The sequence below is a fragment of the Pedobacter montanisoli genome (genome assembly GCF_022809115.1).
GTDB classification, from domain to species: Bacteria; Bacteroidota; Bacteroidia; order Sphingobacteriales; family Sphingobacteriaceae; genus Pedobacter; species Pedobacter montanisoli.
On the sequence record NZ_JALGBH010000001.1, the window covers coordinates 33,377 to 54,808 of the forward strand.

Annotated in this window: 15 protein-coding genes; 12 read left to right on the forward strand and 3 right to left on the reverse strand. The window is 36.9% G+C overall.

Annotated elements, in window-relative coordinates; translation table 11 throughout:
- Positions 1–24 precede the first annotated feature (24 nt).
- From MMF97_RS00160 to MMF97_RS00205, 10 genes are all read left to right on the forward strand, one after another.
- Positions 25–591, forward strand: coding sequence for an RNA polymerase sigma-70 factor (locus tag MMF97_RS00160; protein ID WP_243357464.1), 567 nt, complete (start codon positions 25–27; stop codon positions 589–591).
- 74 nt (positions 592–665) lie between these two features.
- Positions 666–1,805, forward strand: coding sequence for a FecR family protein (locus MMF97_RS00165; RefSeq protein WP_243357465.1), 1,140 nt, complete (start codon positions 666–668; stop codon positions 1,803–1,805).
- A gap of 136 nt (positions 1,806–1,941) precedes the next feature.
- The gene (locus MMF97_RS00170; RefSeq protein WP_243357466.1) at positions 1,942–5,325 is read left to right on the forward strand and encodes a SusC/RagA family TonB-linked outer membrane protein; all 3,384 of its coding nucleotides are present in this window, start codon (positions 1,942–1,944) and stop codon (positions 5,323–5,325) included.
- 10 nt (positions 5,326–5,335) lie between these two features.
- Positions 5,336–6,787: a RagB/SusD family nutrient uptake outer membrane protein gene (locus MMF97_RS00175; RefSeq protein WP_243357467.1), complete on the forward strand. Its 1,452-nt coding sequence runs from the start codon at positions 5,336–5,338 to the stop codon at positions 6,785–6,787.
- A gap of 17 nt (positions 6,788–6,804) precedes the next feature.
- Entirely contained in the window at positions 6,805–7,578 is a 774-nt protein-coding gene (locus MMF97_RS00180; RefSeq protein ID WP_243357468.1) for a DUF4843 domain-containing protein, read from the forward strand.
- A gap of 17 nt (positions 7,579–7,595) precedes the next feature.
- Positions 7,596–9,146, forward strand: a complete 1,551-nt coding sequence (locus tag MMF97_RS00185) for a PKD-like family lipoprotein (RefSeq protein ID WP_243357469.1) — start codon at positions 7,596–7,598, stop codon at positions 9,144–9,146.
- Positions 9,147–9,227: 81 nt separating this feature from the next.
- A complete protein-coding gene (locus MMF97_RS00190; protein ID WP_243357470.1) occupies positions 9,228–10,610 on the forward strand; it encodes a TlpA family protein disulfide reductase in 1,383 nt (460 codons plus the stop codon).
- A gap of 63 nt (positions 10,611–10,673) precedes the next feature.
- Positions 10,674–11,861 carry a TlpA family protein disulfide reductase gene (locus MMF97_RS00195; RefSeq protein ID WP_243357471.1) on the forward strand — a complete coding sequence of 396 codons (1,188 nt, stop codon included), beginning with the start codon at positions 10,674–10,676 and terminating at the stop codon, positions 11,859–11,861.
- 10 nt (positions 11,862–11,871) lie between these two features.
- Positions 11,872–13,041, forward strand: coding sequence for a retropepsin-like aspartic protease (locus tag MMF97_RS00200; protein WP_243357472.1), 1,170 nt, complete (start codon positions 11,872–11,874; stop codon positions 13,039–13,041).
- Between the two features lie 4 nt (positions 13,042–13,045).
- On the forward strand, positions 13,046–14,188 hold the full coding sequence (locus MMF97_RS00205; protein ID WP_243357473.1) for a thioredoxin family protein: 1,143 nt from the start codon (positions 13,046–13,048) through the stop codon (positions 14,186–14,188).
- Positions 14,189–14,300: 112 nt separating this feature from the next.
- Here the strand turns inward: MMF97_RS00205 and MMF97_RS00210 are convergent, their stop codons facing one another.
- The 3 genes from MMF97_RS00210 to MMF97_RS00220 all read right to left on the reverse strand — a co-directional run bounded on the left by MMF97_RS00210 (position 14,301) and on the right by MMF97_RS00220 (position 18,133).
- Positions 14,301–16,745, reverse strand: coding sequence for a bifunctional YncE family protein/alkaline phosphatase family protein (locus MMF97_RS00210; RefSeq protein WP_243357474.1), 2,445 nt, complete (start codon positions 16,743–16,745; stop codon positions 14,301–14,303).
- 103 nt (positions 16,746–16,848) lie between these two features.
- On the reverse strand, positions 16,849–17,577 hold the full coding sequence (locus MMF97_RS00215; protein ID WP_243357475.1) for a hypothetical protein: 729 nt from the start codon (positions 17,575–17,577) through the stop codon (positions 16,849–16,851).
- On the reverse strand, positions 17,570–18,133 hold the full coding sequence (locus MMF97_RS00220) for an RNA polymerase sigma factor (RefSeq protein ID WP_243357476.1): 564 nt from the start codon (positions 18,131–18,133) through the stop codon (positions 17,570–17,572). Before MMF97_RS00220 ends, MMF97_RS00215 begins: the two co-directional genes overlap by 8 nt.
- A 168-nt stretch (positions 18,134–18,301) precedes the next feature.
- Here MMF97_RS00220 and MMF97_RS00225 point away from each other — a divergent pair, with 168 nt between their 5' ends.
- Together MMF97_RS00225 and MMF97_RS00230 are read left to right on the forward strand one after the other, a co-directional pair.
- Entirely contained in the window at positions 18,302–19,273 is a 972-nt protein-coding gene (locus MMF97_RS00225) for a hypothetical protein (RefSeq protein ID WP_243357477.1), read from the forward strand.
- Positions 19,274–19,391: 118 nt separating this feature from the next.
- Positions 19,392–21,392 (forward strand): PKD domain-containing protein, encoded by a 2,001-nt coding sequence (locus MMF97_RS00230; RefSeq protein ID WP_243357478.1) that lies wholly within the window; start codon positions 19,392–19,394, stop codon positions 21,390–21,392.
- Positions 21,393–21,432 lie beyond the last annotated feature (40 nt).

Below are 21,432 nucleotides of genomic sequence, written 5' to 3' on the forward strand. Positions count from 1 at the left end.
GTACTATTTTTTTCATTTGCGTAAATGGATAAAGATGTAAGATTTTCGGATATAGAGTTACTACAAATGTTAAAAAATGGTAGTGCGTTGGCCTACACTATTATTTACAACCGGTATTTCGAAACCTTATATATCCATGCTCTTCAAAAACTAAACGACAGAGAAGAGGCTAAGGATATCATTCACGAATTATTTACCCAAATCTGGAAAAAAAGAACCGAAATAGAAATTACCGGAGGACTTAAAGCTTATTTATATACTGCGGTTAAAAACAAAATTTTAGATTTTATCGCTCATCAACAGGTAGAGAATAAATACATCAACTCACTGCAAAGTTTTATTGATCAGGGCATATGTATAACTGATCATAAAATAAGAGAAAAACAATTGACCGAACTTATCGATAATGGTATACAGCAATTGCCTAACAAAATGCGTGAGATCTTTGAGATGAGCAGAAAACAAAATCTTACTCATCGAGAAATTGCTGTGAAATTGAACATCTCCGAACAAACAGTAAAAACCCAGGTTAAAAACGCTTTAAAGGTATTGCGCACCAAACTTGGCACCATGTTGTTTCTGAGTCTTTAATTTTTTTTATTTTTTTCTACCCCCTAACCTATTGTTAATCGTCTTTAGTAAAAGGATTAAATATTCCGATGTATATGGATACGCATAAGGCAAAGTTAATTTTAGATAAGTATAGAGCAGGTATATGTAGTGAAGAAGAATTGGCTTTGCTTGAATCATGGTATGTAGATTCTCAGTCTGCTGATATTGATTTGATTAGCGAGCATGATCTTATTGCAGTTAAAAATGACATATGGAATACCCTGCCCGTACACAACGAAGCCGAAACTATACCCGTTAAAAAAATAAAGCTCTCAACACCGTTCAAATACTGGGTTGCTGCTGTTGCGCTGATTATTCTGTCTGTGTCTATCTATTTGATTAATCACAACGATTTCATGCTTAAGGTAAATAACAAATTTGCCGCAGCGCATATTAAACCCGGAAGCGCCAAAGCCACATTAACTCTTGCCAATGGTAAGACTATTGTTTTAGACAATGCCAATAACGGGGTTATTGCCGGGCAAAACGGTGCCAGTGTAATTAAAACCAATGGCGAAAACTTGTCTTATCAACGAGAAAACAACACTTCATCAGTGGAGACCATTAACCTGTTAAGCGTTCCGGCCGGGGGTTTTTATACGCTTACTTTATCTGACGGAACCAAAGTATGGCTTAATTCCAAATCTTCTTTAAAATACCCTACCTGTTTTGTGGGTAATGAAAGAAGGGTTGAACTAACCGGTGAAGGTTATTTTGAGGTGGCACATAATGCCAACCAGCCGTTTAAGGTTAAAACCAAAGGGCAGGTTATTGAGGTTTTAGGTACACGCTTTAACATCAATGCCTATGGCGATGAAAACAGTATCAATACTTCATTACTGCAAGGTAGTATCAAAATTTGGGCACAGGATATACCAGCTAAAGTTTTATCTCCTGGCGAGAAAGCTATTTTGGCTGATAATGCGTTAAGTATTCAGCATAGCAATGTAGAAGATGAGATTGACTGGGTTAACAATGATTTCATTTTTAACAACAGTGATCTGTGCAGCATATTGAGAAAGATTTCGAGATGGTATAATGTAGAAATAGACTGCCCTGCTGAATTATCTAATATGAAATTTTCAGGAAAAATATCAAGATCAAAAAATATACAGCAGGTACTAAATATAATGGAGCTAACAGGATCGGTAAATTTTAAAATTGAAGAAAGGAGGATTACAGTAATGCCATAATTTCTACAACAATTTTACGGATCTGTTAAAACCGGAGATGCTGCAACACCCCCGGTAAAATACTTTAATAAGTATCGCTCAGGTTCGTTATTAATTAATCAAATCTCAACTAAAACTAAAACCTAAACACTAACAAATGTATGATTTTTACCCGACATTTGCGTACGGGCTATTGCGCCGTGCCCATGTCAAAATTTTACTACATCTAAAGCTAACCCTCTTTTTAATCCTATTTTCTTTCTTGCAGGTTGGCGCTAAAAGTTTTGCCCAGATTACCATTAAAGAGAATGCTACCACCTTAGAAAATGTGCTTCAAAAAATCAGAAAGCAAGGTGGTTATGACTTTTTTTACAGCAGCTCAATGCTTAAAGTAGCAAAGCCTGTTACTATTGATGTAAAAAACGCAAGCGTAGAGGATGTATTAAATATTGCTTTTAAAGAGCAACCCTTAACTTATACGATTAACCAAAAAACTATTATCCTTAAATTCAGAGCTCCTCAAGTTATCGAAGAGGTTGTTGTAAAACAACAGCTTGTAGTTGTCGGTAAAGTTGTAGATGAAGACAATAAACCAGTATCAGGAGCATCAGTAAGAATAAAAGGACTTGTAAATCCTGTAGCCGTGAGTGATCAGAACGGTATTTTCAGAATTGTAGCTCCAAATGCCGAAGCTACTTTAGTGGTAACTTTTATTGGTTACGAAAAACAGGAGATCAGCTTAAAAGACAAAAAATTCCCATTAACTATAAAGCTTGCATCTGAAGCAGCGCAATTAAACCAGGTTGTAATTAATACCGGTTTATTTAAAAAAGCAGACCAAAGTTTTACAGGGGCATCTACAACTGTAACTGCCAAAGAGTTAGCAGAATTTGGTAACCGTAACTTAGTTACATCATTACGTAACATAGATCCTTCTTTTAACATTATTGAAAGCAATGCTTTCGGATCTAATCCTAACCGCTTACCTGAAATCCAGATTCGTGGTAATTCAAGTATTCCTAACGTAGGGCAGTTTCAGGATCAGGCCCGTGCCGAATTAAATACGCCATTGATCATATTAGATGGCTTTCAATCTACTTTACAGAAGTTATATGATATGAATGAGAACGAGGTAGAATCGATTACGATTTTAAAAGATGCCTCGGCTACTGCAATGTACGGTTCGCGTGGTTCTAATGGCGTTATTGTAATTACCACTAAAGCCCCAAGGCCAGGTAAATTGCGTCTTAGTATCAAATCTGATGTAAATTTTGAATTGCCTGATCTTACAGACTACAGCCTTTTAAAAGCTGCAGATAAATTAGATTTAGAATGGAAAGCAGGATATTATAACAATCCACGTGCAGAAGCAGATCTGCCATTAAAAAGATATTATAACTATTTATTAAATGAAGTTAACCGCGGTGTAGAAACCGATTGGATGGCACTTCCTTTAAGAAACGGTATCGGACAAAGACATTTTCTTAAAATAGAAGGTGGTGAAAATGCTTTCAGGTATTCAGCATCAGGTCAGGTAAATAATATTGAAGGTGTAATGAAAGGTTCTTTCAGACACACTTTTAATGGCAACATTACCCTGGCTTATACCTATAAAACCCTTAAATTCAGAAACAATTTACAGGTGCAGCAGGGTGCAACACAAGAATCTCCATATGGAACATTTAGTGATTATGTAAAACAAAACCCTTACTGGGCACCTTATGATGATAAAGGCAATGTACTGAAGTTTTTAGGTGATCCGGGCAATACTGATTATCTAGGTTTTTGGAATCCTCTTCCAACCAACCCTTTGTACAATGCTACGCTAAAAACATTTGATAAAACAGCCACTAATGAATTAATTAACAATACCTCGGTAGAATGGAATGTTATTCCTGATATGACCCTAAGGGCACAATTCGGTTTAACCAAAGGCAACGTACAATACGATAAATTCAGACCTGCAGAACATACCGCCTTTGCAAATTACGGAGTTGACGACCTTTTTAGAAAAGGTGATTATAACTATAGCGTTAACAACTATTTTGGATACGATGGTTCATTAAACCTTCAGTATAACAAACTATTTGGCCGCAGCCACTTGCTTACCTTTGGTGCCGACTATAATATTCGTCAAAACAAGGCTTCTACTTATAATTTCTTAGCAGAAGGTTTTCCTAATGCCAACTTCGATTTTATAACTATGGCTTTACAATATGCCAAAGACGGTAAACCAACAGGTAACGAATCCTTAGTAAGATCTATAGGTATTACAGGAAACGTAAACTATAGCTATAACAACAAATATTTTGTAGATGCTTCATTCCGTATGGATGGCTCATCTCAATTTGGTTCAAATAAACGTTATGCTCCATTCTGGTCTGTTGGTGCGGGCTACAACTTGCACAATGAAAGTTTCTTAAAAGACAACAAATACATTAACCGTTTAAAATTACGTGGTTCTGTAGGTACTACAGGTGCACAGAATTTTAATGCTTATCAGGCACTTTCAACTTACCAGTACTACACCAATGAACGTTATTACAACTGGATGGGTGCTTATCTGTTAGGTTTAGGTAACAGTAACCTACAATGGCAACAAACTGTTAAATATAACATTGGTGTTGATGCGGAATTTTTAAACCGCAGATTAAGATTTACCGCAGATTATTATACAGAAACCACAAAAGACCTTGTATCATCTGTTAACCTACCAGCTTCTAATGGTTTTAGCAGTTATGTAGATAATATAGGTAGCTTAAGAAACAATGGTTTCGAATTAAAAGCTACCGGCTTTATCATTAACAATGTAAATGGCTTTACCTGGAGTGTTTCTGCCGCAGCGTTACATAACAAAAACAAGATTATCAGCACTTCTAAAGCATTAAAAGATGCACAGGCAGCTACCCTTAACGGAACCAGCAGCCCGGGTACTTTATACATAGAAGGTTATTCAAGTAATGCCATCTGGGTAGTTCCGTCTTTGGGTATAGATCCAAGTACAGGTAAAGAGCTCTATCTGGGTAAGGATGGTTTACCAACCTACACCTGGAAAGCATCTGATATTGTAGCAGTAGGTTCAAGAGATCCTAAATTATACGGTAACTTCAGTTCAATGCTGCGTTATAAAGATTTTTCTTTAAATGCTTCATTTAGATACAGTACAGGCGGACAACAATACAATAGCACTTTGGTGGATAGAGTAGAATTAACCAGCTATAAATATAATGTTGATTCTCGTGTGTATTACAGCCGTTGGCAGCAACCTGGAGATATTGCGGCGTTTAAAGGCTTACTGGTTACCTCACCTACCTACAAATCATCAAGATTTGTTCAGGATGAAAAAACACTGGTATTACAAAACGTTAATTTCCAGTACAACATAGCCAACAAGCAATGGCTTAAAAAAGTAAAGATGGAGAGTTTAAATGTTACACTTAATGCAGCAGAGCCTTTTTATCTGTCAACGATTAAGCAAGAAAGAGGTACCCTGTATCCTTTCTCAAGACAATTCTCATTAAGTGTTAATGCAACATTCTAAAACTAAAGCAATGAAGAAATTTAATTCAATATTAATTGTGCTATTTTTTGCCGGAATGTTTTTTTCATGCAAAAAGTACTTAACTGTAAACCCTAAAACCCAGATGCCACAGGATGTGATATTCAGTACTGAAGGTGGCTTTAAGGATGCTTTAACAGGGGTTTACATTCAAATGAAAAATAATAACACGTATGGTGCTGCATTAACGCAAACCACCATAGAATCGCTTACATCAAGCTGGGATGTTACTTCTAACAGCAATGAGCAACGCCTAGGTTTGTTCAATTATGGCGATGCGGGCGTACAAACCAGTTTTGAAAAAATATGGGGACAGCAATATGCTACCATTGCCAGTGTAAATGCTATTCTTGGCCAAATAGATGCTAAGCAAAGTGTATTTACCACTCCAGGCTTGTATGAAATGATTAAAGGCGAGTGCTTAGCTTTAAGAGCTTATCTGCATTTTGATATGCTTAGATTATTTGGACCAATTCCCGGAAATACAGCCAGTGCTATGTTACCTTATGTTACAGTATTATCTAATACACCTAATGCCAAAGTATCTTATACAGAGTTTCAAAATGCGTTATATAAAGATCTGAATGATGCCGAAAATCTGATCAAAAGTGTAGATCCGATAACAAAATACAGCATTTCTCAATTGAAAAATCCTGGTATAAGCTCGGGATTTAACCCAAATGATAACTTTTTTGCCTTTCGTTATCTGCGAATGAATTATTATGCTGTTAAAGGTTTACAAGCTAGGGTTTACCTGTGGTTTAACGATAGTTCTAAAGCATATGAATGCGCTAAATTGGTAATTGACGCCAAAAATACAGACGGTACCAGTAAATTTCGTTTAGGAACAATAAACGATTATACGGGAAAAGATTTTGTATTAACCAGCGAGCATTTATTTGGTTTATATGACTTCGATATGTACAATAAATATGTTACGAACTACAGTTCGGGTCTGCTAAAGAAAGGTTCTTCAGAAAGCACCATTAAAACGCAATTATATGGGAACACCGGTACTGATATGAGAGAAAGTAGTTTATGGGAACTAATTACCTTAGGCAATGGCACAAAATGCTATGTGATTAAAAAATATCAAGCCATTGCTAACAGCCTAGTAACCTCAACTACAGACTTTAAGCAGATTCCTATGCTTAGGTTAAGCGAAATGTACCTAATTGCTGCAGAAGCTGCACCTTATGCAGAAGGAGTAGAATACCTGAAAACTTTCAGAACTGCACGCAATATTGGTAACATGGCAGTACCTGCTAATCCTGCAGCTTTACAAACAGAAATTATAAAAGAGTATCGCAAAGAGTTTTATGCAGAAGGACAAGGTTTCTTTAATTACAAGAGGTTAAATGTTCCTAAAGCAAGTTTCTTATTTGCACCATCGGCGGCTACTGTAAATTATGTGGTACCGGTGCCTAAAACTGAAGCTATTTAACATAAAGATTTATTAAAATGAAAAATTTAAAATATGTATTTGTGTTAGCTATAGTAGCGGCTTTCACAGCGTGTAAACAAGACCAGTACTACCTGTATAACGATATAGGCAGATTACAGTTTGGACCTAATCCTGACCTTATCTACAGAACTACTTATAATCTGGCCGATACGCTTAAGACTTATACCTTCTATTACAAAGATGCTACAGTAACACAGGATACTGTCTTTTTTGATATATATGCCATTGGAGGCACTAAAAATACGGATCGCTCATTTACCTTGGCTCAGGAGCAATTGCCTAATGTTTTAAATGCAGAACCAGGAAAACATTATGTAGCTTTTAACGACCCTAAGGTTACTAAATTTTATGTAATTAAGGCTGGCAGTGTTCATACCAGAGTGCCGGTTGTACTTTTACGTGATCCTAGCTTAAAAACAAATACACCGAAGCTAAAATTCAAGGTTATATCTGATGCCAATTTTCAATTGGGAGAACCTAATCTAATATGGCGAAAAGTAGAATTTACAGATAGGCTAAGTCAACCTTCTCAATGGACCGCATCATTCTCTCAGTATTATTTTGGTAAATACAGTGTAACCAAACATGCCTTCTTGATTGATGCAACCGGACAAAAATGGGATGATGATTTCATCAACAATTTATATGCTACCGGCGGCTTGATTTCTTACTATCAGATGATGGTTAAAACTGCATTGATAGATTATAACAATGCCCATCCCGGCAATCCACTTAAAGATGAGGCTGGTGAGTTGATAGTTTTCCCTTAATGCTAAACATGAAAACAATGAAAAGAATTTATATATCCCTTATCGCTTTAGTTGCATTGTTAAGTTCATGCGCTAAAGATCATAGCAATTATGATTACCGTCCAAAAGAAAATATTACGGTAAAAGGAATGGAGACTTCTTATACGGTTATATCAGAAAAAGACAATCTGGTAATTAATCCTGAGGTAAGCTCTACAGATGCCAGCGCACAGTTTGAATACTTGTGGGGCATTTATGAAACCAATGTGCAAGGTGCTGTTCCGGTATTAGATACCTTGGCTAAAACCAAAAATCTGAATTATGCAGTTAAAAAACCTGCAAAAGGATGGGTTCTGGTATATAGGGTTACCAATAAGAACACCAAATACTCGCAGTATTTTACTTCGAGCATTAACATTGTAACCGAATTTACCAGAGGATGGTATGTTGCAAAAGATGATGGCGCACAAGCAGATCTAGATTTGTTCTTAACGCCTACCAACATTATACCCGAAAGTAAAAAAGAGAATATCTACAGTGCTGTTAACGGAGCAAAATTAGCTGGACAAGCACAATTGCTCAGTTATTATACCGGTTATAAATCAGATGTTACCGGAGTTTTAGGTAATACCAAAACATTGGTATTATCAACCAGTAAAGATGTGTCTACTATTTATATCAATACCTTAAAGAAAATACGCACTTTAGATAATGCATTTTTCGAAACTCCTGCTACAAGAGGCCCTTGTTATGCATTTTTAGGTAGTAGTGCTTATTATTTAATAAATGGAGGTCAGGTACATGCTATTTCAAACTCTTCTCTTAACGTAGGTATTTTTGGTGGACGTTTTTTAAGAGATGCCAATAACTCACCTTACAGTCTTTCTAAATACTTTATGGCCAATTGGCTTACCAATGCTTATATGTATGATGAAACCAGCAGTTCTTTTGTGGCTCTAAGTCAAGGCTATGGTACTTCGCTAACATCAGTAACTGATGATGCAGGTACTGCTATGCCTGCCGCCAATACAAACAAAAAACTGATATATATGGGCATTAAAAATACGACCTATTTACCAGCACCGGCATATCGTTATGCCCTCATGGGTTGTGCTATTTTCCAGGATAAAAACAATCCTGCAGTAAAAACCATTTCAGAAATATATGCCGATGAATTCAGGATGAAGTTTACCAATACTCCTATCAATGCTACCGAACAGGCATATAATGGTACTAATTTCACTGTGCCTTACGCACAGGAAAACATCCTGTATTTCTCTGTTAATGGTAACCAGATATGGAGCAGAAACCTGAGCAATAATTTCGAAAAGTTAGAATATACCCTACCTGCTGGCGAGGAAGTGACTTTTATCCGTCATAAAGCTTATAGTTCTGAAGCCCCTTATACGTATAACTTCATTATGATTGCTTCTCAAACAGGAGGCAATTATAAAATACGCATGTTTAACAAGGCATCTGGCAGTATCACCGGAGGTCCTATGGTAACACTTGAAGGTACTGGTATAGCAAAAGATGTATTGTACATTACCCCTTCTGTTGGTGAAGGTACATATACCACACAATGGTAAAAAAACAAAAACTTTCCGGGTTTATTTCAGCCCGGAAAGTAACCTTTATAATTAACCAAAACACATAAGTAAACTTTGAAAATGATTAAAAAAACCTTAACCACCGCATTATTACTGGCCGCAACAGCTACATTTAGCCTAGCCCAGCAACCCGTTCAAATTAAAGGACAGCTTGATAAAAAATACCCAAGCCCTGTAAAATTATATAAAGTAAGCAATGGTCGTACCATTGAAATGAGCACCAGCACATTATCTCCGGATAAAAAATTTGGTTTCTTATTTTATCCTGAATATGAAGGATTATATGTTATCGGTACAGGAAATGAATTTGGCCCTGGTGATAACCATGCATTTTACTTTAAACCAGGCGATCAGTTAGATGTTACCATCAACGATTCTACTGCTGTTCTTAACGGCAAATTAAACTCTAAGGAGAATACCATTTTAGCACAATGGCGGGCGCTTACTTTACCGTTGTACCAAAAAGCCGTTAACTTTAGCAGAGTACAAAGTACATTTGTTGATTATTTCCCTCAGCAGGAAGAAATTGTAGCCAAAACCAAAACCTTTTTGAATGGTAAAGCATCTGGCAATCCAAAATTTGATAAAGAAATCAAAAACATCATGCAAATGGATTTGGTTAGCTATGCAACCAACTTCCTGAACACACCACGTTCTGCACATCCAAGTGTTGAAGAGTACAGTCCTTTTTATAGCACTTTAAAAACTCAGGATATTTCAAAAACAACTTCAAAAGTATATAACTATCCTTGGGGACAACGTGTATTATCTGCTTTGATTAGTGTAAATATGCGTCAGGATAACAAACCTTATAAACCAGGAGCAGAAGGTTTGTTGACTACCCTTTCATATGTACCCAATGATACGTTAAAAGGAGATCTTGTTCTTGATAATTTAGGTCGTTATAAAAACTATGATGATTATAAAGGCATTACAAGCCAATTTGGAAAATATATCATTACCAAAGCACAGAAAGAAAAAGACAATGCTTTAATCTCTCCTTTGTTAACCTATAAACCAGGTACCGATGGACTACAATTTACTTATCCTGATAAAACTGGCAAACAAGTATCATTTGCCAGCTTAAAAGGTAAAGTGGTATTGGTTGATGTATGGGCAACTTGGTGTGGGCCTTGTCGTGCAGAATTTCCATTCCTTAAACAGTTAGAGAAAGATATGGAAGGTCATCCGGTACAAATCATAAGTATCTCTACCGATGCGGATAAGGATAAAGAAAAATGGCTACAAATGATTAAGGACGAAGGTTTGGGAGGCATGCAATTATTTGCAGGAGTAAGCAACGAATTCTCTAAATATTATAAAGTGAACACTATTCCACGTTTCCTGGTATTTGATAAAAACGGAAAAATTGTAAGTGTTGATTCACCACGTCCTTCAGACCCTAAATTAAAACAATTGTTATTGGCTGAAGCAGCAAAATAAATCTGAAAGAGGGTATTACGATACCCTCTTTACAGTTCTTTCTTAAAAACCTAAAAATATCCAATGAAAACACTGCAAAAATTGTGTACAGCTATTGTTTTGTCCATTTTTTCCTTATCGGTACATGCCCAAACAGATAGCATTACCATTAAAGGTCATCTAAAAAATATGGATAACCAAACCGTAGGTATTGTACTCAGAAATGAGCAAGGTCAAACAATAAGTGCTAAAACTGTAGCCAATCAGGGTAGTTTTTCACTAAAGATGCCTAAGCAGGACATTCCGGTTGTGGCAAGTTTATACACTTCATTAAACCGTAGCTTAAACGCAAAAGTAGGCGAAAACAATTATGGCGCCCCCGCACCTAATCTTGACTTGTTCATCTATAACAAAGATCTTAACATCAATGGAGATATCTGGTTATTACAGTTTGCAGAAGTAAACGGAGATGTAGAAAACAATGCTTTAACTGCTTACAGAAAACTAGTTAACCCGTATGAGGTAAGAAATTATATCATTTATCGCGATTTATTTGAAGCAAAGTATCATGAAAAACAGCTTAAAGAAAGCGAAGCGCAGTTAGAAAAAGAATTAAGTGTAGGAAGCAGCAAAATAAGAGATATTCAAAAAGATTTTGTACGCAAAAATCCTGATGTACTCGCTACGGTATATTTATTAAGTCGTATGCAGAATTATTATACTGCACAAGATTACCAAGATATATGGAATAAGGTTTCAGAGAAATATAAAAATCATCCACTGGCAACAGGCATTAAAAGTTACTTAAAAAAGGTAAGCAGTACACCAGCAGGTTCTCCCGCTATAAATTTTGAAAGAAAAGATAAAGATGGTAATCTGGTTAATCTGGCCAATTACAAAGGGCGGGTGGTACTGCTTGATTTCTGGGGCAGTTGGTGCGGTCCCTGCAGAGCAAGCCACCCCCACCTAAAAGAACTGTACAAAAAATACCATTCAAAAGGCTTTGAAATTATTGCAGTAGCACATGAACGCGGAAACACTGTTGAGGAAGCCAAAAAATCATGGCTAAATGCCATCGCCGAAGATGGTATCAATTGGACACACATTTTAAATAAAGACGGTATTGAAAAGCAGGATATTGTTAAAGACTATAACGTTATGGCTTTTCCTACCAAAATACTGATAGATAAAGAAGGCAAAATATTATTGCGTATATCGGCCAGTGCCACGGATGATATTGATCGTGCCCTCGAAAAAATTTACGGATTTTAAACCACACACAATGAAACTATATAAATTAGTTTTCACCCTTGTAGCGCTCTGCTTATTTTTAAGCAGCAGCGCCCAACAAGCGGTAACTAGTATTCCTTTTGAGATGGTAAATGGCTCCATTGTACTCAAAGTTAAGATTAACAACAGTTCGCGTACCTTGCGTTTGTTATTTGATACCGGAGCCGATGGAATGGCAGTAAGCAAAGCCTTAGCCGATACAATTGGCTTAAAGGTTACCCGCACACAAAAAGCATCTGTAGTGGGTGGCAGTATGGATATATCTGTTTCTGCCGGTAACGATATTACTTTTGACAATGGCTTTGTGTTAAAAGGCCAGAGCATCGCTATTTTTAATGAGTTATCTAAAGGCCTCGACGGTATCATCGGTAATGCTATGACCTTTCGTTATATCACCAAAATTGATTTCAATACTTATCAGCTTTCTCTTTACAATTTTGACGATTATCAGCCTGAAAAAACAGCCACTATTGTTCCTGTTTCAAGCTCAAGCGGTATTTTTATCATAGACGGTAATGTTGAGTTGCTACCCGGCAAAACTTATACAGGTAAATTTGTATTTGATACCGGTGCCAGCTACAGCTTAATCTGTTTCAGACCTTTTGTTAAACAAAATAAACTGTTGGTTAGCGGTTTTAAATCTGAATACCAGTCTAGCACGGTTAGTATGGGTATAGCCTCTCCTACTTTTGGCGGACGCGCCTCAGCTTTCTCTTTTACCAATGTACCTTCTTTAAAAAATATCCCCATTACTTTAATGGCAGGTGGCGGACAAAATGAAAACTGGTCACCTGGTTTTGATGGCTCTATTGGTATGCGCATTATTACCCGTTATAATTTTACCATTAACCGTAAAAAGAACGAAATTTATTTAACACCAAATCATTCATACACCTACCCTCATGATTTTATTCTGGGTGGCTATATGTTAGGTTTTAATCTTTTTGGCGAGCTACAGATTTCTGGAAAAACAAGTCCGGCAACTTATGAGAATGGTCTGCCTGATGGTACCGTAATTACCAGTTTGAATAATGTTAGCACTAAACAACTGGTTAAAGATCCTAAAAAATTAGAGCAAATCTTACAATTACCCAAAGGAAACGGAATTAAGGCCGAGTATGTAAAAGACGGAAAAACCCAAACCTTAACCTTAAACCATTAACATTATGAATCGCATTAAATTTTTAATATCTGCGTTATTGCTGTTCATTGGCAATGCATCTTTTGCACAGGAGAACTTAAAAGATGTGCTTGAGCAAGCTAAAAAAACCAATAAGCTTGTTTTTATAGACTGTTATTTTACAGGTTGTATTCCCTGCGAAGAAATGGACAGGGATGTATTTCCTAACCCTGTGGTAAGTAAAGTCATTGATAAAGATTTCATCTTACTGAAAGTAAACATTTTTAAAGATAAACTGGGCGATACACTTAAAGTACAGCATATTCTTAATGGCTTTCCTACTTTTCTAGTGCTCAATCCTGAAGGTCGCCTGATTTTAAATACATCAGGTTTTAAAGATCCGGGAGATTTAATAAATCTGCTAAAAACGGCTAAAGAAAGTGCCCTTAACCATAAATACTTAGATGGTTATTCTGCTAACTATAAAGAAAGCGATTACCCTGCCTTCTATGTAAATTTTGCACTTACACGTAAAGGGTTAAATGCTCAGGCATTGGATGATTATGCAAACAGTGTTACTGATTTTAAAGCAAAAAATGCTTTAATGCCTTTTCTGATTGCCAGAACAGCCAATGAGAAAGTAGCTGATCTTGTGATCAAGGATTACCAGACTTATGCTAACCTGTATGGTACTGATGTGTTGCAACCGGTAGTTGATAAAGCCCTGCTTACTGCCTTGGACAAATCGATGAAAAACGATAATTCAGAACAGGCTTTTAATAATTTCCTTAGCCAGCATAAAAAATATTTCCCGGCAAACAGCTGGAAAATTAACCTGCAAACCTTAGGTGAATCTTATTTCTTGAGACAGAAAAAAGATACTGTAGGTTATTTAAATTTTGCGATTGCTAATCCTGTGCTCTATACTTTCCATTTCAGTGCTTTATATAGCAGTATTAACGGAAAAAAAGGTTTTAATCCTCAGGTAGCTAGTTTATTTTGCAAATGGGCTGATGCCATTATTACACCTGAATCAAGTCTGGAACTCATTAAAACCGCAGTTTCTGCGAATAAAAAGGCCGGAAACATGGTAGGGTTTAAAAAATTTATACAAATGGCTATAGAGAAATCTAAAAAATATCAGATCCCATTCAAAGACCTGGAAGACATGCTAACAACAGCTAAATAATACAAAAGAAATTCAGCGGTGGATGCTGCTGTTTAATTTAGGATAGTTAATAGCTCCCAAAAAAGAGAGCCGGCGTTTACCGGCTCTTTCAATTTCTATCTATTCCTAAGATTTAATCATCTTTATCTTTCTTGGCGCTTATTTTTAAAAATGCTGCTCTTGTTGGAGTTGGCGCACTTTCTCCTTTTAAACCCTGCCAAAGAATTTCATTAAAAACCAAATCGGGAACCGCATCTTCTTTAGACCAGTCAAATTTGCTGCTCAACTCTGCCAATTTTCCACTTGTAGGGTTTCTTTCATTCAGATCAATATTGGCAGGCACATGGTTAAACGAAGTATAATCTGCTTTGCTGGTAAATGATCTCCACATTGGTATTGCAGCAGCATCAAATTGTGTCATTGGTTTCATCCCTAAAATCAGCTCTATGGTTCTAAGCATTCCCGAAGTAGAATACATGGTATGATCTACATATTTTCTTTTCACAAAAGGACTAATGAGGTAAGCAGTACTTCTATGTGCATCCACATGATCCGGTCCGTTCTGGGCATCATCTTCAAGAATGAAAATGGCGCATTCTTTCCAGATTGGGCTTTTACTGATATAATCTACAAACATACCTACAGCCAAGTCGTTATCGGCAACATGGGCATAAGGTGTTTTTTTACCTGCCCTCATCCCTTCAGTATGGTCGTTACCAAAACGAATGGTGGTAAGCTGGGGTAATTTACCTTCTTTAATTAGCTGATCAAAATCGGCTTTCCATTGCCTTACACGTGTGGTATCGGCAACGCTCAGATCATAACCCGTATAATCTTTGGCTACATGGCCTTCTAACGATTTTACGGTTGGCTTTCCTTTATCTGCAAACTCTCCATAAGTTCTGTAGGTTACCTGATGGCGTTTTGCATTATCCCAGATAAAACCATCTCTGTTATTGGCAATCTCTCTTTCTCCTTCTCCGCCATAACTGCCTCCCCTGCCTCCATAACTCGATGGCCAGGTTTTTTCCAGATAATCTGTGGCATAAGCTCCCATGCTCCAGTTGTGCCCATCGGCGCTAACTTCTGCATCTACATAGAAATTATCTAAAAGCACAAAATCCTTTACAATTTTATGTTGGTTAGGGGTTATTTTTTCTCCGAACAGACATAGATTTGGATCTCCGTTTCCTTGCGGAAGATCGCCTAAAACCTGATCGTACGTACGATTTTCTTTAACCACATAAAAAACATATTTGATCGGCGAAGGATCGCCAACTTTCATTGGAATAGGATTACCAGATTCCCCCTCTGCATGGAGTTCTTTATCTTTTGAATAAGGAGTATTCTGATACACCGCATGCGAATAAACAGCCAGTCTGGCCTGATCCGGAATACCGATAAAGCTCAACGTTCCTTTAAACAGACCTGCAATATATTGTATTTCTTTAGGCTTATTCATATCGCCTAAATGGCGGTCAACTTTCTCTTTCTTATCAGTAGGGTTTGGCCCCTGAGGATTTGCCCTGGACGAAAGTCCTTTACCATTGGTTACCAGAATTTCTTTATTTACCACTTTCACATTTGTTGGATACCAGCCAACAGGAATAAAACCTTTAGAAAATGATTTACCCGGATTACTGACATCAAAAACAGCCAGGCAATTATTATCTGCATTAGCAATGTACAGGTTTTTTCCATCTTCAGAAAGTGCCACACCATTACTTGTAGAACCACTTGGTGAGTTAGGATATAAAGCAGCATTTAAAGTTTCTATTACCTTCCCATCTCTCGTATTGATTACAGAAACCGAATTATCATTTGCATTGGCAACATATAGCCATTTCCCATTTTTACTCAATGTAATTTCATTAGGGTGACTACCTACATGAATTTCCTTCACTATTTTTTTTGCGGCCGTATCCCATACTAAAAGCTTCTTTGCTCCCCAAACGCTGATATATAAATATTTAAGGTCAGGAGATAATTTACAGGTATAGCCTTCTGCCCCTAATTCGATCTTTGACTTTACAGCTTTACTTTGCAAATCGATTACATAAAGCTTTTTATCTTCTCTGGTTACCACATAAAGTTCCTTACGAACTTTGTCATCCACATCCAAACCTGCTATGCCAATCTTGTTTGGCCAGGGTTTACCCAATACGATGGAATCTTGTAAGCTTAATTTACCCTGATTAACTGCATAGGTTTTCACCATATTATCATGTCCGCCCGATACATATAATAGATCATCTTTTGAAGAAAAAGCCATACCATACCAGGATTTAGCGATAACGATACTGTCTGTTTTCTTTTTTTGCGCAATATCAATCAACTCAATTGTTTGCGTACTTTGCCCGTTATTGGTAACGGCAGCCAGCTTTTTATGGTGACTAATTATTAAGTTTAAGGGCAGGTCGCCCAATTGAAGTTGCGTTCCTGTGGGTGTTAACGTCCAGCCATTGGGTAAACCTACTTTATGGCTTTCTAATTCCTGAACAATTTTATGCTGTCCAAAAAGTAGAGAAGGTAATCCTAAAAAGCATATAACGGGTAATAAAACTTTGATCTTTTTCATAATACATAATTATAAAATTATGCAAAAAGACAGAAGCTCCGCTTTTAGAATTAATAAAAATTTAATCCTGAGATTACATCTTTACTTATTCTGCTCTCTTACCTTATAATTTCTTTAACAATTCCTGTGCTTTTTCATATTTAGCAGTTCCTGCAGGTATTTTTTCCAACCAGAGTTTGCAATTTACTTTATCATTGTTTTTAAGGTAACTTAAAGCTATTGTATAAGCAGCATCAAATTTGTAAACAGAATTACCAGCTGCCAGTTTTTCCAGTATATTATGAGCTTTTGTCAACTGATTAAGTTCTGTTAATGAAGAGCCGTAATAAAATGCGGTTAAAGCATTCTCGCTATCTTTTTTATACAGTTCTGCTAAAATAACAGCAGCCTTGTCAAATTCTTGATGGTTATAAAAAGCCGCAGCTTTATCCAATTCAGAAGTTTGTCCACGTTCGGTAACCAGCATCTTGTTATCATTCGCATATTGTTTATACAGATCATTATTCCAAGGTGACCATATAAACAAGCCTATAACCAATACAGCTGCCACAGATATCCATTTGATATAAGGTTTTAAAGAAACAACCTTATGTTCTGTCTTATCTTCAGCAAAATATTGCTGATTGAGCTTTTGTAAGGTAGCTTGAAGTTGGTCGCGTTGCTGATCATCAGCAAAATGCATTTTCAGGTTTTCTTCTGCACGCTTATAATCTGCCACATATTGTTGCAACTCGGTATCTGTAAGCAGTTTTTGCTTAAACTGTTCGCTTTCGGCCCGATCTAAATCACCGCCAATATATCGTGCCGCTAATAAAATTTTGTCCTCAGTCATGATTTTTACCTATTAACTTTATAAGACCAGCCATACATTCCGATTTCTTTTTTCTCAAATACCCATAAGTAACGCCTAAAATTTCCGCTACCTTTTCCTGAGCTTCACCTTTCATACTCCATTTTAAGATATCTTTACAACGTTCGCCCAATTGAGCAAATGCTTTTAAGAACATATTAGCCTGTTCTTGTTGTAAGGCCAGTTGCTCTGCCTGTTCAAATGTATCCTCGCCAACATGTAATAAATCATCATCCGTTTTTGTTACCGGTAAAACAGCTCTTTTTTTCAATTCATTTAACCATTTACGCTTACACACCAGTAAAAGAAAGGGTTCAAACGGACAAGTGAGTTCCAGATTTTTGTATTTAGCCTGATTGTATATATCTACCAAAGCCTCCTGTAAAATATCCGCAGCATCATCGGCACTGCCATTGTTAAAGGTAACGAACGACTTCACCTTTACGGCGCATTTCTTATAAATCTCATTCACAACCAATGTATCATTATGGAGCAATGCGGTAATATACTTTTGGTCTTCGTGTATTTTTTTTGCCATACCTGTCAGCTAAACTCAATAAGCTCCTTCTAAATTAGTTTTTTACCCTTTCAAAAAAAATTAAAAATTCAGAGGTAACATTTTCCAAACATCATTGATATATCTGCAAAAGCAAAAGGCGACCGCTGAAAAGCCTGAAAAGAGTAAGCAGCATTAAATTTAGAAATCATGAAAAAGTTAAACCTGACCTATGCGCTCGTAATTATATTAATTTTATTTTCTGCGGCCTGTAAAAAAGATAAGGGTAATAGCAACAATTCGGCTCACGATGCTAAAGAATTTACTACTCTATTTGGCCCTAAAGTACAAACCATGCAGATTGATGCAAGTACCAGCAATACCTTTACCCTAAAAGGAGGAACAAAGATTACTATACCTGGCGGAATTTTCAGAAAAAACGGAGTTACAGTTACAGGTACCGTTACCATTAGTGCCCGCGAGTTTTTAGACCGCAGTTCTATTTTATTTGGCGGAGCCAACACCAACCACATTAGCGGAGCACCCTTACACTCAGACGGGTTCATTTACTTAAATGCCAGTGTTAATGGAGTAAGTGTAGATAAAAAGCTCGATCAATTCATTTCGGTTTCCATACCTGCAAAAAGAACAGGCATTACACAGATATGGGAAGGGGCTGAAAATGTAAACAATGATAACCAGTTTGCATGGCAGGCACCTCTTAAAAATCCTAATGGCGCTAATGGTATCCGCATGGAATCGAATGCCATTCAAGGATTTTACAATTTTGATATGGGTAATTTGGGCTGGATTAACTGTGATGTGTTTTACTCTTACACAAATCCTAAAACTACCGTAAAAGTTAATCTGGTAAATAATCCTGGTAAGTTAGCATCTTTCATGGGCTTAGATGGCGAAACTTTTGTGTACTTCTGTGCAAAAGGCAGTAACGTAGTCGCTCAGCTCTATACACCCGAAGGCCCTAACGCAGTTAAAAGTTATGATGATATGATGCCGGTTGGTGCTCAAGGTAAATACATTTCATTTTCTATAAAAGGTGGAAAGTATTATATGGCTGTGCAAGAAAGCACAATCACGGCTAATCAAGTAGTTACGCTTAACCTAACCGAAGTGAGCGAGCAGCAAATACAAGATGTGATTACTTCTTTGAATAATTATTAGAAATCTCCCAAAAATTCAGCGATAAAGATGGAGCCTTAACGGGCTTCGTCTTTTTTTGGCTGGAAAAATATGAGGTTTAGCACTTGTTATTGTTAATTTATCTTATTTTTATTAAAGTATGAGAACGGTATTATTTACTTTATTTACTTGTCTGATCTTAGCAAAAGCTAGAGCTCAAACACCTACAGCTATTCCTGCAACAGATACCATTCCACCTAAAATTAATATCCTGACAGAAAACGGAATTACAAAGTTTAGTGCAGAATTAAGACCCTTACGTCCTATAGCAGGTGCTCCTGCTCCTTTTTATACTTATTTCTGGGAGTTTGGCGATGGTGGGTTTAGTTTTGAAGAAAATCCTTCTCATATTTTTAAAAGTTTAGATTCTGTTAAGGTACGCCTATTTGCCACCAATAATTACGATGATGGCAAACGTCCTCCTACCCGTCCAAAACCGATAAAACCTGCTGGCAATAAACCGCTCATGGCATCAAACGCACCATCCGGTTTCTTTAAAATGGGGGGCAGTACCGAATTAAAAAGTAACTGCATGCCTAAACCCGGTGATGAAATGATTCTGGTTTTAGGTTACCGCAATAAGGCCGAAAATGGTATTCAAAACCTGAACGGTACTCTGGCCATCCTCTATAACGATAAAGAATTTAGCAACAATAATTTTGTTCTGGAAGACACCAGGACTTATAATCAGGAAAAGAAATCAGATCTCAATCCATTGATCAATACAGCTTTTGTGCCTGTTCAAAAAAACAAACGCGAGCCAGTTTACTATGCCTCAACTCAGCCTTACCTTCCCTCAGATAAAGTTGAAAAGATCTTACTTAAAGAGAAATTAAAGGATTTTAAAGATATACAAGGCTGGCGCTTCGAGAACCTTAAGACAAATGAAGAACGTTTTGTCTTTTTGCAGTTTAAAACCACCCCAGAGATGCTGAAAGATACCAACGCAGTAGTACGACTATCAGGGGCTTTTATACCCGATCATCCTCTACTCGAAACAGAATTCTTTACCATAGAATTGCAAATTGTGGCTTCGCATGATCCCAATAAAATGGTACTTCGCAAAAGCAGGTTAAATTATCGTTTTACCAGCAAGAACCGGGAACTTACTTATAAAGTAAGATTTCAAAATACGGGCAAAGGTCCGGCTAAAAAAATTGATGTGGGCGTGAGCGTTTCTCCTGTTTTTGATCCTTCAACCTTAAAAGTTACCAAAACAAAACCAGAGGTAATTAATTGCGACTCTGCTTATGCCAATCAGAGTTGTATGCAAACGCTTTTTAAAGCAGACAGTGTACATTTTGTATTCAACAACATTTACCTGCCCGGTATGCAGCAAAAGGGTGTTAAAGATGCCGATTCTACCATGGGCTTTGTAGAATATAAGATCAGGTTCAAAGAAAAACCTGAAAAGCTGCCTATAAAAAGTGGGGCCGCTATTGTATTTGATAAAAACGAACCTATTTATACCAACAGAGCTGTAGCCCGTTTTAAAATGGGTCTATCGCCGGGCTTGATCATAGGCTATGGTTTTCCTTTGGGTACCCAAGGATCAGATGATCTTAATGTAAAAAATATAACCATCGGCGCTACCTTATCTCCTTATGCTTCGCATCGTTACTATTGGCAAGCAGAAGCTTTTTTAACCTCTTATCAGAAAAACACTTATCCTGCCACCGTTGAAAACAGCAGAAAAGATACGGTTGTAAACAATGTAGGCTATGTTATTGCAGACAAACAGCTTTTCAAAACCAGTAAAATATTAACCCTTAATGCTGTTCCGATTCAATTGCGTTATAACCTTAATAAATATGTTGCAGTTGGCGCAGGTGCATTTGTAACTTTAGATTTGTATCATAAAACAACCAACGAACTGCGCTATCAACTAAGAACCATCAATGCGCAAGGAACAATTACCGAAATAAACCTAAACAGGAACACAGATCCTGTAAACAAAAGTTTCTCAGATATGAGAGCTTCTGTATTTGCAGATGTACAATTTGGCCTTGTAAGAGTAGGACCTGCTTTGGGCTGCCGTTACATTTATGACCCGGCAAACCGCAAAAACAACCTTACTACCTATCTGGCCTGGAAATTCTGATCATTGCTGAGATTACGGTCTAATTCTTTATTTTAGCATT

Coding starts and splice junctions, on each gene's coding strand:
- MMF97_RS00220 (WP_243357476.1), bottom strand. CDS start 18,133: ATGGCAAAAAAAATACACGAAGACCAAAAGTATATTACCGCATTGCTC.
- MMF97_RS00185 (WP_243357469.1), top strand. CDS start 7,596: ATGAAAAGAATTTATATATCCCTTATCGCTTTAGTTGCATTGTTAAGT.
- MMF97_RS00215 (WP_243357475.1), bottom strand. CDS start 17,577: ATGACTGAGGACAAAATTTTATTAGCGGCACGATATATTGGCGGTGAT.
- MMF97_RS00225 (WP_243357477.1), top strand. CDS start 18,302: ATGAAAAAGTTAAACCTGACCTATGCGCTCGTAATTATATTAATTTTA.
- MMF97_RS00190 (WP_243357470.1), top strand. CDS start 9,228: ATGATTAAAAAAACCTTAACCACCGCATTATTACTGGCCGCAACAGCT.
- MMF97_RS00170 (WP_243357466.1), top strand. CDS start 1,942: ATGTATGATTTTTACCCGACATTTGCGTACGGGCTATTGCGCCGTGCC.
- MMF97_RS00195 (WP_243357471.1), top strand. CDS start 10,674: ATGAAAACACTGCAAAAATTGTGTACAGCTATTGTTTTGTCCATTTTT.
- MMF97_RS00230 (WP_243357478.1), top strand. CDS start 19,392: ATGAGAACGGTATTATTTACTTTATTTACTTGTCTGATCTTAGCAAAA.
- MMF97_RS00205 (WP_243357473.1), top strand. CDS start 13,046: ATGAATCGCATTAAATTTTTAATATCTGCGTTATTGCTGTTCATTGGC.
- MMF97_RS00180 (WP_243357468.1), top strand. CDS start 6,805: ATGAAAAATTTAAAATATGTATTTGTGTTAGCTATAGTAGCGGCTTTC.
- MMF97_RS00200 (WP_243357472.1), top strand. CDS start 11,872: ATGAAACTATATAAATTAGTTTTCACCCTTGTAGCGCTCTGCTTATTT.
- MMF97_RS00165 (WP_243357465.1), top strand. CDS start 666: ATGGATACGCATAAGGCAAAGTTAATTTTAGATAAGTATAGAGCAGGT.
- MMF97_RS00210 (WP_243357474.1), bottom strand. CDS start 16,745: ATGAAAAAGATCAAAGTTTTATTACCCGTTATATGCTTTTTAGGATTA.
- MMF97_RS00175 (WP_243357467.1), top strand. CDS start 5,336: ATGAAGAAATTTAATTCAATATTAATTGTGCTATTTTTTGCCGGAATG.
- MMF97_RS00160 (WP_243357464.1), top strand. CDS start 25: ATGGATAAAGATGTAAGATTTTCGGATATAGAGTTACTACAAATGTTA.